At 71.2% G+C, this 13,434-nt stretch carries 9 protein-coding genes; 1 reads left to right on the forward strand and 8 read right to left on the reverse strand.

Translation table 11 applies throughout. The features are described 5' to 3' along the window. Nucleotides 1-217: 217 nt before the first annotated feature. From xdhC to BLU79_RS41260, 8 genes are all read right to left on the reverse strand, one after another. A complete protein-coding gene (xdhC, locus tag BLU79_RS41225; RefSeq protein WP_093911164.1) occupies nt 218-1,027 on the reverse strand; it encodes a xanthine dehydrogenase accessory protein XdhC in 810 nt (269 codons plus the stop codon). A gap of 1 nt (nt 1,028) precedes the next feature. After that, nucleotides 1,029-3,479 carry a xanthine dehydrogenase molybdopterin binding subunit gene (xdhB, locus tag BLU79_RS41230; RefSeq protein ID WP_093911165.1) on the reverse strand — a complete coding sequence of 817 codons (2,451 nt, stop codon included), beginning with the start codon at nt 3,477-3,479 and terminating at the stop codon, nt 1,029-1,031. After that, complete coding sequence (locus tag BLU79_RS41235; RefSeq protein ID WP_093911166.1) at nt 3,476-4,975, reverse strand: xanthine dehydrogenase small subunit; 1,500 nt, start codon at nt 4,973-4,975, stop codon at nt 3,476-3,478. The genes xdhB and BLU79_RS41235 overlap by 4 nt, the downstream gene beginning before the upstream one ends. Before the next feature lie 364 nt (nt 4,976-5,339). Then, the gene (locus BLU79_RS41240; RefSeq protein ID WP_093911167.1) at nt 5,340-6,122 is read right to left on the reverse strand and encodes a DUF899 family protein; all 783 of its coding nucleotides are present in this window, start codon (nt 6,120-6,122) and stop codon (nt 5,340-5,342) included. Nucleotides 6,123-6,345: 223 nt separating this feature from the next. Continuing rightward, nucleotides 6,346-8,844 (reverse strand): Hsp70 family protein, encoded by a 2,499-nt coding sequence (locus BLU79_RS41245; protein WP_218137826.1) that lies wholly within the window; start codon nt 8,842-8,844, stop codon nt 6,346-6,348. Further along, a complete protein-coding gene (locus BLU79_RS41250; RefSeq protein ID WP_093911168.1) occupies nt 8,841-9,272 on the reverse strand; it encodes a hypothetical protein in 432 nt (143 codons plus the stop codon). Before BLU79_RS41250 ends, BLU79_RS41245 begins: the two co-directional genes overlap by 4 nt. Before the next feature lie 4 nt (nt 9,273-9,276). After that, complete coding sequence (locus BLU79_RS41255; protein ID WP_093911169.1) at nt 9,277-11,181, reverse strand: SoxR reducing system RseC family protein; 1,905 nt, start codon at nt 11,179-11,181, stop codon at nt 9,277-9,279. 99 nt (nt 11,182-11,280) lie between these two features. Beyond that, complete coding sequence (locus BLU79_RS41260; protein ID WP_093911185.1) at nt 11,281-12,411, reverse strand: hypothetical protein; 1,131 nt, start codon at nt 12,409-12,411, stop codon at nt 11,281-11,283. A 235-nt stretch (nt 12,412-12,646) separates the two neighbouring features. Between BLU79_RS41260 and BLU79_RS41265 the strand changes: the two genes are divergently transcribed. Further along, nucleotides 12,647-13,434, forward strand: a 788-nt coding sequence (locus BLU79_RS41265) for a polysaccharide deacetylase family protein (protein WP_093911170.1), incomplete at its 3' end; no start/stop codon positions are given.

Consider the following 13,434-nt stretch of genomic DNA (forward strand, 5'->3'; position numbering starts at 1 on the left):
GGTCACGGTTACTCCTTTTTGCAGACGGCGGGAACTCCCCGTTGCTGTTTGTGCGGAACAGCGCAAGTACACCCGTCGGGCCCCGTCGAGGGTCAGTCACCGAAACCATGAAGGAGTTGGCTGGTCGGCAGGCCCCTCTTGTAGATTCGCATGAAGGGCAGGAGTCGGTAACCTCAGCGCCTTCCGCCCGAAACAGGATCGAAGAGCCGTGGGTGGGTCAGTGCTCCTCGCTCTCGAAAGTGCGCAGCAGATCGGCCGCGACGCTCACGGCGATGGTCGCGGGTTCCTTGCCGGTGATGTCGGCCAGCCCGATCGGGGTCTTGATCCGATCGATGGCGGCGTCATCGAAGCCACCCTCCGTGGCGAGGCGTTTACGGAACCGCACCCACTTGGCCGCCGACCCGATCAGCCCGATGGAGCCGAGATGGGTGGTGCGCAGGGCGGCGTCGCACAGAGCCGCGTCCTCGGCGTGATCATGGGTCATGATCAGGATGCGGGTGCCGCGCGGCAGCTCCTCCAGCACCTCCTCGGGCAGTAGCGGCGTGTGATGCGTGTGCACCTGCGCCACCGCGTCCGCCAACACGTCGAGCCGCTCCTTGGTGAGGATGTCGGAGCGGGTGTCGATCAGATGGAGGTCGAGGTCCTGACGTGCCAGGATGCGCGCCAGTTCGAGACCGACGTGCCCGACTCCGAAGATCGCCACCGCCCGTACCACCGGTAGCGGTTCGAGCAGCACCTGGACCGTGCCGCCACAGCACTGCACGCCGTGCTGGTTGGTCACCTTGTCGTTCAGCGCGAAATCCATCAGCTCGGGCTCCGGCTTGGACGCTGCGATCATCTCGCGGGCCCGATCGATCGCGACGGCCTCCACGTTGCCACCGCCGATCGAGCCCCACGTCTCAGTCCGCCCCACGACCAGCTTCGCACCGGCGTCACGCGGGGCATGACCGCGCACGGTCGCGACGGTCACCAGCACACCGGGCTCCCGGCGTGCTCGCAACCGTGCGACCGCGGCGATCCACGTCATGTCAGGCACCGCTCAGCGCTTCTGCGTCGGCGCGGACCTTGCCGTTGGCGGCGTTCCCGTTGACGGCGTTCCCGTTCACAGCGTGCTCGTTGACGGCATGCCCGAGCCGCGAGGCGTCGCCGCCCTGTCGAGCCTCCTGGATCGCCCAGTACACCGCCTCCGGCGTCGCGGGCGAGGCCAGATCGACGCTGACCCCGCTCGGCCCGAACGCGGCGGCGGCCTGCCGCAGCGCCTCGCGCACCGAGAACGCCAGCATCAGCGGAGGCTCACCCACCGCCTTGGAGCCGTAGACCGCGCCCTCCTCGGTGGCGTTCTCCAGCAGCCTGACGTTGAACTCCTCGGGCATCTCCGAGAAGCTCGGCAGCTTGTAGGTGCTCGCCGCCTGGGTCAGGAGCCGGCCTCGGTTCGGGCCGTCACTGGTGTCCCAGCGCAGGTCCTCCAGCGTCAGCCAGCCCGCGCCCTGCACGAAACCGCCCTCGACCTGACCGATGTCGATCATCGGGGAGAGGCTCTCGCCGACGTCGTGCACGATGTCCACGCGCCGGATCCGGTACGCGCCGGTGAAGCCGTCGACCTCCACCTCGGTCGCCGCGGCGCCGTAGGCGAAGTACTTGAACGGGGTACCGCGGAACGACTTCACGTCCCAGTGCAGCCCCTCGGTCCGGTAGAAGCCGGCCGCCGACAGCTGCACCCGCTGGAAGTACGCGGTGTGCACCAGGTCGTCCCAGGCCAGCTCCTTGTCGCTGCCCAGGGCGCGCGCGACACCCTCGACGATGCGTACGTCGGAGGCGTTCGCCCCGAGCTGGGTGCCGGCGACCTGCAGCAGCCGGTCGCGCAGCTGTTCACAGGCGTTCTTGATCGCCCCGCCGTTGAGGTCCGCACCCGAACTGGCGGCGGTGGCCGAGGTGTTGGGCACCTTGTCGGTCCGCGTCGGGGCGAGGCGCACCTTGTGCAGCGGGATGCCCAGCGTGGTCGCGGCCACCTGCATCATCTTGGTGTGCAGGCCCTGGCCCATCTCGGTGCCGCCGTGGTTGATCAGGACGGAGCCGTCCTTGTAGATCAGCACCAGCGCCCCGCCCTGGTTGAAGGCGGTGAGGTTGAACGAGATACCGAACTTGATGCCGGTGATCGCGAGCGCCCGCTTGGTGTGCGGGTGCGCGGCGTTGAAGGCCGCGATCTCGCGCCCCCGGTCGGCGATGCCGGCGTCGTCCCGCACCTGCTGCCAGACGGTGGAGATCCGCTCGGCCTGGGTGACCAGTTGGCCGTACGGCGTCGTCTGGCCCTGGCCCGGCTGGTAGAAGTTGCGCTCCCGCAGCTCCATGGGGTCCAGGCCGAGCTGCGGCGCGCAGCGGCCCAGGATGTCCTCGATCACCAGCATGCCCTGCGGTCCGCCGAAGCCTCGGAAGGCGGTGTTGGAGACCGTGTTGGTCTTGGCGATGCGTCCGGCGACGCGCGCGTTGGGGATCCAGTAGGTGTTGTCGATGTGGCACAGCGCGCGGGCGAGGACCGGCTCGGACAGGTCCAGGCTCCAGCCGCCGTCCGCGGTCAAGGTGGCGTCCAGGGCCTGGATACGGCCCTCTGCGTCGAAGCCGATCTTCCAGGTGGCGTTGAACCCGTGCCGCTTGCCGGACATGGTCAGGTCCTGGGTCCGGTTGAACCGGAACCTGACCGGCCGGCCGGTCAGCTTGGCCCCGAGCGCGGCGATGGCCGCGAACCCGTGCGGCTGCATCTCCTTGCCGCCGAAGCCGCCACCCATCCGCAGGCACTGCACGGTCACCTCGTGGGCGGGCACGCCGAGTACGTGGGAGACGATTTCCTGGGTCTCCGACGGGTGCTGGGTGCTGCTCTGGATGAACAGCTGCCCGTTCTCGTCGACCAGGGCGAGGGCCGCGTGCGTCTCCAGGTAGAAGTGCTCCTGACCGGAGAACTGGAACTCGCCGGTGATCACGTGCGCGGAGTCGGCGAAGCCGGCGTCGATGTCGCCGTGCACCATGAGCGGCCGCGCGCCGTGGAAGCTCTCGGCCTCGATCGCGTCCTGCAGCGTGATCACGGAGGGCAGCTCATCGAGCTCCACCTCGACGGCCGCCGCACCGAGCCGGGCCGCCTCCAGGGTCTCGCCGAGCACCCAGGCGACCGCGTGGCCGTGGAACATGACCTCGTCGGGGAAGAGCGGCTCGTCGTGCTTCATGCCGGCGTCGTTGACGCCGGGCACGTCGGCGCCGGTCAGTACGCGGACCACGCCGGGCACGGCGAGCGCGGGCTCGGTGCGCAGTGCGGTGATCCGGCCATGGGCCTTCATGACCTGCACCGGGTAGGCGTGCAGCACGTCCTTGGTGCGCTGGACCAGGTCGTCGGTGTAGAGCGCGGCGCCGGTGACGTGCTGGAAGGCACTCTCGTGCGGCAGGGAGACGCCGACGACCGGCTTCTCGGGGCGCTCGGACAGGTGACTCATGACGACACCGCCTCGGTGGTCTGTGCGTGCAGCTTCTTGAGGCTCTGGCCGAGCATCGCGGAACGGTAGAGGGAGCTGGCGCGATGGTCGTCCATCGGCGTGCCCTCACCGCGCAGCACGCGGGCCGCGGCCTCTACAGTCTCCGCCGACCAGGGCCTGCCTTCCAGGGCGGCCTCGGTGGCGAGGGCGCGGATCGGGGTGGCGGCCACGCCGCCCAGTCCGATGCGCGCCTTGCGGACGATCCCGTCCTCGATGTCCAGCGCGAAGGCGACCGCCACGCTGGAGATGTCGTCGAAGCGCCGCTTGGCGATCTTGTGGAAGGCCGCGACCGGCGTCAGCGGCAGCGGGATGCGCACCGCGCGGATCAGCTCGCCGGGACGGCGCACGCTCTGCCGGTAGCCGGTGAAGTACTCCGCCAGCGGGACCACGCGCTCACCGTCGGCGTCGGCGAGCACCAGCGACGCCTCCAGGGCGAGCAGCACCGGCGGGCTGTCACCGATGGGCGAGCCGGTACCCAGGTTGCCGCCGAGGGTCCCGCTGTTGCGGATGAGCCGGGAGGCGAACTGCGGGAACAGCTCGGCGAGGAGCGGGACATCGCCGTCGAGGCGGCGCTCGATCTCGGTGAGCGTCAGCGCCGCCCCGATCTCGATGTGGTCGGACTCGACGCGCAGCTCCCTCAGTTCGGGCAGCCGGTCGATGGCGACCACACAACCCTCGCGGCGGGAGCGGATGTTCACCTCGACGCCGTAGTCGGTGGAGCCGGCGACCACCACCGCGTCGGGCCGCTCGCGCAGCACCTGCAGCGTTTCGGCCAGGGTGTTCTTCCGCAGGAACGTGCTGTCGTCCTGGGCGTATTCGGTGGCGACCGGTGCGGGCGGGTCCTGCTCGCGACGCTGCGCCAGCGGGTCCTCGTCCGTGGGCTCACCGACGGCGAACGCGGCATCGCGAATCGGGCGGTAACCGGTACAGCGACACAGGTTCCCGCTCAGCGCGTGCAGGTCGAAACCGTTCGGACCGTGCTCGTGGTCGGTGCTGGCGGCCGCGTCGGAGTCCGAGTGCGAGTCCAGGTCCGAGTCCGAGTCCGAATGCGCGCAGCGGTCGGGCCGGTAGTACTCGGAGGCCATGCTGCAGATGAATCCCGGTGTGCAGTAGCCGCACTGGGAGCCGCCGCGGACCGCCATCTCCTCCTGCACCGGGTGCAGGGTGGGCGGCGTGCCGGGTTCGCCGACGGTGGCGAGCCCCTCGGAGGTGATGACCTCCTGACCGTCGAGCGCCGCGGCCGGGACCAGGCAGGCGTTGACCGCCACCCAGTCGGTGGGCTTGTTCACCCCGGGACGTGCCACCAGGACCGAACAGGCACCGCATTCACCCTCGGCGCAGCCCTCCTTGGTACCGGTGAGGCCACGCTCGCGCAGAAAGTCCAGCACGGTGGTGTGGGGCGCAGCCGGTGAAATCGGTGTTTCTTTCCCGTTGACCGTGATCCGCGCCTCTGTCATGACAGGCCTTCGTTTCCGTGCGTGATCGGTCGATTCATGATGTTCGCCAATTTCAGGCAGCTTTCTGTGTTCAGACGCACCACGTGAACGGAGCGGGCGCAAAATGGCACGCAACAGCGACGTGCCGGAAAATGGTGACGGGAAACCCGGAATGTGCCACAGACGGGCACATCAGAACGGCTTACTCAGCAGCCGTGCGCGATCCGACCCGGAACCCAGACCGTGCGCTGGGCGAGGCGACCAAGATCAGAGCTGGTGTTCATCTGCTGGTCGCCTCCTTTCGGTGGTTATGGGTCGACGTCTACCGCAAAATAGTGGCCGGGGCCATTGAGGTCAAGGGTTGATTTCGGCATCTCTAGAGCCATCAGTGGTGATGGCCGTGCCGGCCAAGGGTCTCCACAGGCGTCGCGCCGGGACGGGTCCACTGGGGTACGGGGCGGCTGGTCGGGCCCCACGTAGCGTTACCGTCCGCGTCCGAGCGCCAGGACCAGCACGGGTTCCGTCCCTCGGGCCAGCCCTCGGGGTTGTCCTCCCATGCCTCGCCGCGGCCGTAGGGCGTCATGTCGAGCAGGCCGAGGGAGCCGTTGACCCGCTCGTTGCCGCGGCCCGTCGTGGAGTAGGTGAGGAAGACGCGGTCGCCGTCGCGCAGGAAACAGGTGAGGTAGCCCATCTCGCCGCCGACCGGTGCGTCCACGTCGCGGACCGAGTACCAGGGCTGGGTGTAGCCCATGAACTCGACGTAGGGGGCCACCTCGTCCCACGGGCCCGTGGTCAGGACGGCGAACGAGGCGCCGCGGGCGTTGAGGTAGGCGGCGTCCTGCAGGTGCCAGGCCGTGGTGGTGCAGCCCTCGCACTGCCCCTGGTGCGGGGCGCCGTCGTACCACATGTGCTGGTAGACGACGAGTTCGTCGCGGTCCTGGAAGAGAGTGAGGAACGGGACCGGGCCGTCCGCTCCGACGACCTCGACCGTCCCGTCGAACTCCACCATCGGCAGTCGGCGCCGGGCCGCGGCGATCGCGTCGCCCTCACGGGTGTGCGCCTTCTCGCGGACCAGCAGCTCGTCCCGGGCGGCCTGCCAGGTGGCCAGGTCGACGACGGGCGGGCGGCCGGGCAGCGCGGTGGTCGGGTCACTCGGCGTGGTCGTCATGGCGTCCTCCGTGGTGTCTGGTGCCGGGCAGAGTCGTACGACGACGTCCTACGACACCAGAACAGACCCGCGTCCCGGCCGGAACTCATCGCGGCGGGGCTCTCGGGCGAGTCGGCACGGATCAGGTCGGGGTGACAAGCCCACCGCTCGAACCCCGGCCGCCCCCGACCGCCCCGTACGCCTCGACATCACCAGCGCACGGCACAACCGGCAGCAGCCCGGCTCAGCTGGCCCGCACCGTGCTCGTCAGGTCCGGGGGCGGTGGGGGTTCGGGGAGCAGGGACTGGAGCTCGATGTTGATGGTGCGCAGGCCTTCCTGTTCGCCCGCGTCCCGGGCGCGTTCGCCGTCGCGGATGAGGCGGTCGGCCCTGGAGCGGTGGCGCATGCGGTCTCGGTAGCGGGTGAGGTTGTCGAAGATCAGGGGCTGCAGGACGCCGGCGCGGTCCAGGACGCGGGTGGCGTGCTCGCGTAGTCGTTCGGTGCGGCGGCGCAGGAGGTCGGCGTCGCGGGATTCCACGGCTTCGGCGATGTCGCGCTCGTAGAGAGGGAGGTCCTCGCGGTCGGAGGGGCTGCCGTGTGCGGTGACCAGGTCGCGGACCTCGGTCAGCAACGACTCGGCCTGGCGGACGAGTTCGGGCCAGGTCAGTTCGTCCTCCACGGCGTCCAGGGCGAGGCGCAGGTCGAGCAGGCACTTGGCGGCGCGGGCCGCCTCGTCGGGGGCGTGCCGGGCCGCCTCCACCGCCCGGTCCAGCTCGCCGAGCAGGTCCTCGTCGTCCACGCGTCGAAGCAGCAGGTCGGCGACCGGGTTGGGGAGGGAGCCGCAGCGGGTGCGCAGTTCGGCGAGCCTGGCTCGCTCCGCGTCCACGTCCAGCAGGAGTTCGGCGTGGTCCACGGCGGGTTCGCCGACCAGGTTGACCGTGGTCTCGAACGCCTCGTCCAGCAGCGGTACGAAGGCGCTGACCTTCACCAGCCGGGAGGCGTCGATCTCGACGGTGAGCCGTACCTCGCTGCCGGCCGGCACGGTCCGGCTCACCCGGTCGGCGCCGACCTCGATGCGGCCGATGGTCCGGTTGCGGTCGGCTCGGGCGCGTTCGCCCTCCAGGACGGGGATGCGGATCAGCCCGCCGCTCGCGCCCCGCTCGACGGTGACGGTGGTGCGCAGCGGTGCTGTGCGCCGTACCGGCAACCGCGCGCCGCGTTCGACGAGCGGGCGCACCTGGTTGTCGGTGAGGCCGACGCCGAGGGCGTGGGTGAGCATGGGCTCGGTCTCGACGGCGCCGACGGTGTAGGTCAGTTGGTCGGGGGTGAGGCGCCGGCGGGTTCCGGTGGGGTCCGTCAGGACGACCGTGAACGTGTTGCGTCGACCCGGTTCGGCGCGCAGGGTGCTGGTGAACTCGCCGCGTGCGGACAGGGCGATGCGGCCGCTGTGCCAGGGCGGGTCCGACGCCTCGTTGAGCAGTTCCACGGACATGCCGGAGGCGGCCGTACCGTCGGCGGCGGTCACCCGGCCGACCACGACCGGGTCCAGGTCGGGGCTGACCCTCGGGTACTCGCAGCGCAGCGTGAAGGCGCCCGGCTCCGACACGGGCGCGGTCCAGTCGTCGGGCAGCGGCTGGGCGCCGGCGAAGATCGCGGCGCCGCGGGCCACGACGGTCATCGGGTCGTGCCCGAAGTCCAGCGGGATGCCGAGGCCGTCGCGCGGGTCGGCCAGGCGCTCGCGCAGGAAGGGCATGGCGGTCTGCCCGCCCACCATGATCACTTTCTCGATGTCGCCGGTTCCCGCGCCGAGTTCGTCGAGCGCCGTACGGCACAGGTTGACGGACCGGGTGACGAAGGGCTCGGCGAGGCGTTCCAGGTCGGCGCGGCGCAGCTCGTGGAAGAACTCGTACCGGCCGCCGGTGTCGTCGACGAGTTCGATGTCCACGTCGGCGGTGTGTGCGCGGGAGAGCCGGATCTTCGCGGTCTCGGCGGCGTGCTTCAGTGCGGCGACGGCGGCCCGCCACCGCGGGTTGCCGCGGGCCAGTCCGGCCAGTTGCGGGACCTGCCGGACGGCGGCCGGGATCAGCAGCTCCTCCACGATCCGCCAGTCGACGAGCTTGCCCCCGAGGAAGTTGTCGCCGCAGTGGCCGACGACGGAGAACTCCCCGTCCCGCAGCCGGATCACGGCCGCGTCGAAGGTGCCCCCGCCGAAGTCGTACACCAGCCACATCGCGTTCTCGTCGGTGGCCTGGAAGCCGTACGCGTGGGCCGCCGCCGCGGGCTCCTGGAGCAGCCGGGTGAACTCCAGGCCCGCTAGGCCCGCCGCGCGCCGGGTGGCGTCGCAGGCGTTCAGGTCGAACGCGGCCGGTACGGTGATCACCGCCGCGCGGATCTGCTCCTCCAGCCGGGCCGTGACGTCGGCCCGCAGCGCGGAGAGCACCTCGGCGGACATCTGCTCGGGCGTCAGGGTGCGGCCGGAGGCGGGGAAGTGCTTGTCCTGGCCTGCCGTGCCCATGCGCAGTTTGAACTCGGCACAGGTGTTGTCCGGGTCGCGCTCGCAGCGCTCCCGGGCCGGCCGGCCGACGAAGAGCCGGTCCCGGCGGTCGATCCAGATCGCCGACGGGGTGGTCTCATCACCGTCGTTGTTCTTGATCACCTCCGTCTGCACGCCGCGCAGTACGGCGACCGCGCTGTTGGTGGTGCCGAGGTCGATCCCGATGTCGATCGTGGTCCTGCTGCTCACTGTGCGACTCCCCCTGCCTCGTCGGACTCCTCCTGCGGCGTGCCCACGATGACCTCGCCGAGTGCGAGGGGCGTGCCGCGCAGGTACACGGCGGGCCGGACGGTCTCCACGACCTCGTCGCGTTCCAGGCCGGCCATCGGCTGGTAGGCCAGCACCCGCATCCGCAGCCCCGGGTCGAAGACCGTGCCGTCGTACGACCGGGTCTGTACGCCGCTCTCCACGAGGGCGTCCACCACGGCGTCGAGGTGGCGGCGCACCCCGGCGGAAGTGCCCTCGGCCGCCTCGACCTTGTTGCACAGCCGCCACACGGCCGTGGCGAGCTCGACGAGGGCGTCGGCCTCCAGGGCGACGGGGGCGGTGAGCGGAGGGGGCGTGGGGGTGGGGGACGCTGAGGTGGGGGTCCCGGCGCCGGGTGGGGTGGACGGCATCAGATCACTTCTTCCTGTTCTCCCATAGGTCCGCGAGCCCGGTCACGACGAACCAGCCGATGAGGAAGGCGCCGCCGCTCAACCACTTCCCGGCCGTGGTCTCGGGGCCCACGAGCAGAGCGCCGCCGATCAGGGCCCCCTCCAGCAGCGCTATGAGTGCGACACCGAACGCGAGGAGCGCGCCGCCCCGTCGTGCGGCGCGTGGCCGGTACCCGGTCGTGGCCGGCGGGTACGGGTCCGGTGCGAGCCCCGCCCGGTCCAACAGGTCCATGGCCTCGTACCGGCATCCGGCGCAGCAGGGGATCCCGACGCTTCCCGAGTCCGCGAGGCTGCCCCCTGTGACGGCCAGTACCTCGGACGCGCCCACCGACCGGCCGCAACGGAAGCACTGGCCCGGGGTTCCCGCGACCGCCGGGCCGGCCGCCGCCCGGGTGAGCGTGTCGATGTTCTGCCGGATCACCGACCGGGCCTCCTCGCCCGCGGCGAGCGGCAGCACCCTGCGGTAGCCGGGGAGGGCCCTGTCGAGGTCGCGGGTGGTGTTGACGTACTCGGTGTACAGCCGGCAGGCGGCCATGGCCACCGCGTCGCGGACCTGGGAGGTCTCGGGGGCGTGCGGGCGCAGTTCCCGCAGCTCGCGCAGGCGTGGCTCGACGGTGTCCAGCATCCGGGATGCCCTCGCCGCGCCGTCCCGCGGTGACCGACCGCCGCGCTCCACGGCCTCCTTGCAGTCCAGGAGGATGTCGTTGCTCAGCAGCACGGCGAGGTTCTGCTCGACCAGGGTGCGTACGTGCCCGCTCGCGGCGAGCACGCGCGCCGACCGCAGGTGGGCGGCGGCCCTGCTGACGCGGGGGTCGCGGGCCGTGGACCTGTCCGCGGAGAGGCTGTTCGCGCAGGCCACCGCACAGCCGTTGACGGCGGTCGCCACCTCGTCGGCCGCATCGGCCGACACGGGGTGCTTCGCGCCCAGTACGGTGCGCAGCACCCGGACGTCGGCCCTCGTCTCCGCCAGCAGGGAGTCGGCGGCCCGGTCCAGCGTCACCGGATCCGCGCCCGGGCCGGGTATGGCTTCCGTCCGGTGCCGGACGGCGGCGGCGAACGGCGCGGTGACCCGGCGGAGGGCGGCGTCCACCAGGCCGTCGTCCACCGAACCGGCGCCCGCCGGGCCGTCGTTCACCGTGAAGCCCCGCATCAGCGACACATGCTGGAGGGCGGCGTCCTCGCCCCCCTTCCGCCGGGCCGCGTCCACCGCGAGCCGTGCGTGGAGGTCCAGCAGCACCGCGGGCAGGGCCTCCCTCAGGGCGGTGCCGTCCACCACCCGCAGCCGCGGGTCGTCCAGTACGCGGATGCGCTCGTCCAGCCGGCGCCAGCAGCCGTCGTCGTCCAGCACCTGGCGCCAGTACCGGTAGGCCCGCTCCCAGAGCGTCCGCAGCCCGCGGGCTCCGTAGAACTCCTTGGCCTCCAGCGCCTCGGCGTGGTGGAGGACGGCGAGGTTGTGTACGGCGATGCTGCGGGCGCCCGGGTCGCCGGCGTCCTCGGCACGGGAACCGGCCAGCCGTTCCCACGCCTTACGGGCCCGCGCCAACTCCGTCCCGTCGCTCTCCGGCAGGGGCCAGAACCAGAAGAACTCGTCCACGACCCGCCGTACCGGATCCTCCAGCCGCCGCAGTGCCTCCCGTACGGCGTTGTGGTCGGGCATCGGATCGGGCGGCAACCATCGCGTCTCCCCCGCAGCCGGGCGCCCGGCCCGCTCGGCCCCCAGCGCCTCGGCCGCGCGGGCCTCGGAGACCCGGCGCCGCACCGCGCGCGGCGTCGCCGTGACCGCAAGACCGCTGATCCGGAACGCGTTGTGCCGGTACAGCTCCCGGTCCATGGCGCCCTGGAGCCACGTCGGGACCTCCGACCGAGCCATGGGATTCCTCCGACCGCCGTCCGCCTGCCGACGGCGCCCAGCATGGGGGCGACCCCACGGGACCGGTCCCGAGTGTGGCCGACGCGGCTCCCTGGCACGTCAGGGACGTGACTCCTCCGGCACGTCGAGCGTCGGCCGCTTCGCCGGGGAGTGTCGTCGGCGTCGGTCTCGCATCGGCCAGAACAGCACATATGACGTCGATACGACGACGAAGGCCAGGCGGATCAGGCCACGCGTCGCGTCGTCGGGAACGACGAACACCGTGCCGTACAGGGTGATCAGGGCGATCCAGCTCCACCAGGGCACCAGGCGCCGCTGCCCGATCACGTCCCACAGCAGGGTGCCCAACAGGACGGAGGCGGTGTAGTACGTGTAGACGCTGGGGTCCAGGGCGATCCGGGCGTTGGCGCCGAGCAGGACGACGGCGGGCCAGCGGCCTCGCCGGACGGCGACGCAGCCCAGCGCCAGGCCCAGCGCGGCCTGTGCGGGGCGGTCCCAGGAAGGGGTCTGCGGATCGTCGACGCCGAGCCAGCGCAGCGCGGACGCGGGCTGGTTGGGGATGGTGAACTCGGCCGCGGCGAACGAGTGCGGGGCACCGAGGAAGAACGGCAGCCAGACCAGCGCGACCAGGCCCGCGCACCACAGGCCCGCGCGCAGCCACTGCCCTCGCGGCAGCGCGAGCAGCAGCGGCAGGAAGGCCAGCGCGGTCGGTTTGGAGTCCATGGCCAGGGCCAGGAAGATGCCGGTCGCGGCCGCGTTGCCGCGGGTGAGGGAGCGTACGGCCAGGGCCGTGAAGAAGAGCGCCAGGACGTCGTCGAGGTGGCCGAAGCGGACGGCGACCTCGATCCACATCGGGATGAAGGCCAGGCCCGCTATCAGCACCCGCTGCCGCAGCCGTTGGTGATTGGTGCCGGTGCCCAGGAAGTGCCAGGCGGCGCTGCGTCCCGCCACCACGAGGATGATCAGGCCGAGCAGGGACATCAGGGCGGCGGCCAGCAACTGCCCGACGGACTCGGAGAAGGGGTTGAACAGGCCCGCCACCAAGAAGCTGACCGGGCCCATCTGCAGTTCGGGGTGGTGGGCGTACAGGCTCAGACCGCCGTCCGCCCTGCCCGTGCCCGCGTAGAGCAACTCCCCGCCGGTGCGCAGATAGTGCCAGGAGAACCCCCCGTGCGGCTGGACCACGGCGAACCAGAGGGCCGTCCAGGCGGCGAGCAGCACCAGATGCATCCGCTGGCTGATGGCCGGCACGCCTCTCCCCTCTTCGGTCCTCGTCGTCTCGCACGGTGCCCACAGGTGATGCGCCCCTTCTTGAGATGGCCGGACGGCGAGGCAGGTTCTTTCCGTGACCGAAGATCAGGGGGTGCGGAATTGTCCGTGATCGGTAACGGACGGATCCCTCGGCCGCTTTCTCCCCTCTTGCCGGGTGCAAAGACCCCCACAGCAAGAGCAAGGAACACAGGACATGGCGCGAAACGGCGGACGGGGATGGTACGGCAAGGTGCTCGCGGCGGCGCTCGGGGTGACCGCGGTGGCCGCCATGAGCTCCTTCTGGAACACCCAGCTCGGTTCCGGGAAGGAACAGCCCGGCAGCCGGTCGAGCGTCTCGGCGACTCCGTCCAAGCCGAACTCCCAGGAGCAGGGCCGGAAGACGCCGCCGATATCGGCGGAGATCGTGCACGCCTCCGACGGAGGCGCCCGTAGCGTCAACATCACCATCGACGACGGGCCCGACCCTGTCTGGACCCCGCAGGTGCTGGAGGTGTTGCGGGACAACGGGGTGAAGGCCACGTTCTGCATGGTGGGTACGCAGGCCCAGGCACACCCGGACCTGGTCAAGGACGTGGTGGCGGCCGGGCACCGGCTGTGCGACCACACGGTTTCCCACGACGTCACCATGGACCGGCAGTCCGAGGCCTACCAGTCGCAGCAGATCCTGGACGCCGAGCGCATGATCACCAAGGCGTCCGGGGGCGTACGGCCGATGTACTACCGGGCCCCCGGCGGGGCCTTCACCCCCTACAGCCGCCACCTCGCCGCGTCCCACGGAATGCGCCCGCTCGGCTGGAACATCGACTCCAAGGACTTCGAACTCCCCGGCACCGAGGCCATGGTCGCCACCGTCAAGAACGAGATCTCCAACGGCCCGACCCTCCTCTTCCACGACGCGGGCGGAGACCGCTCCCAGACCGTGGCCGCCCTGCGCGAAGTCCTGCCGTGGCTCAAGGAGCAGGGCTACTCCTTCGGCTTCCC

Source organism: Streptomyces sp. cf386, assembly GCF_900103585.1.
GTDB lineage: Bacteria > Actinomycetota > Actinomycetes > Streptomycetales > Streptomycetaceae > Streptomyces.

What these genes read in the sequence shown, in the direction of transcription:
- xdhC (WP_093911164.1), bottom strand. Translation starts at nt 1,027, where the DNA reads ATGACGTGGATCGCCGCGGTCGCACGGTTGCGAGCACGCCGGGAGCCC.
- xdhB (WP_093911165.1), bottom strand. Translation starts at nt 3,479, where the DNA reads ATGAGTCACCTGTCCGAGCGCCCCGAGAAGCCGGTCGTCGGCGTCTCC.
- BLU79_RS41235 (WP_093911166.1), bottom strand. Translation starts at nt 4,975, where the DNA reads ATGACAGAGGCGCGGATCACGGTCAACGGGAAAGAAACACCGATTTCA.
- BLU79_RS41240 (WP_093911167.1), bottom strand. Translation starts at nt 6,122, where the DNA reads ATGACGACCACGCCGAGTGACCCGACCACCGCGCTGCCCGGCCGCCCG.
- BLU79_RS41250 (WP_093911168.1), bottom strand. Translation starts at nt 9,272, where the DNA reads ATGCCGTCCACCCCACCCGGCGCCGGGACCCCCACCTCAGCGTCCCCC.
- BLU79_RS41255 (WP_093911169.1), bottom strand. Translation starts at nt 11,181, where the DNA reads ATGGCTCGGTCGGAGGTCCCGACGTGGCTCCAGGGCGCCATGGACCGG.
- BLU79_RS41260 (WP_093911185.1), bottom strand. Translation starts at nt 12,411, where the DNA reads ATGCATCTGGTGCTGCTCGCCGCCTGGACGGCCCTCTGGTTCGCCGTG.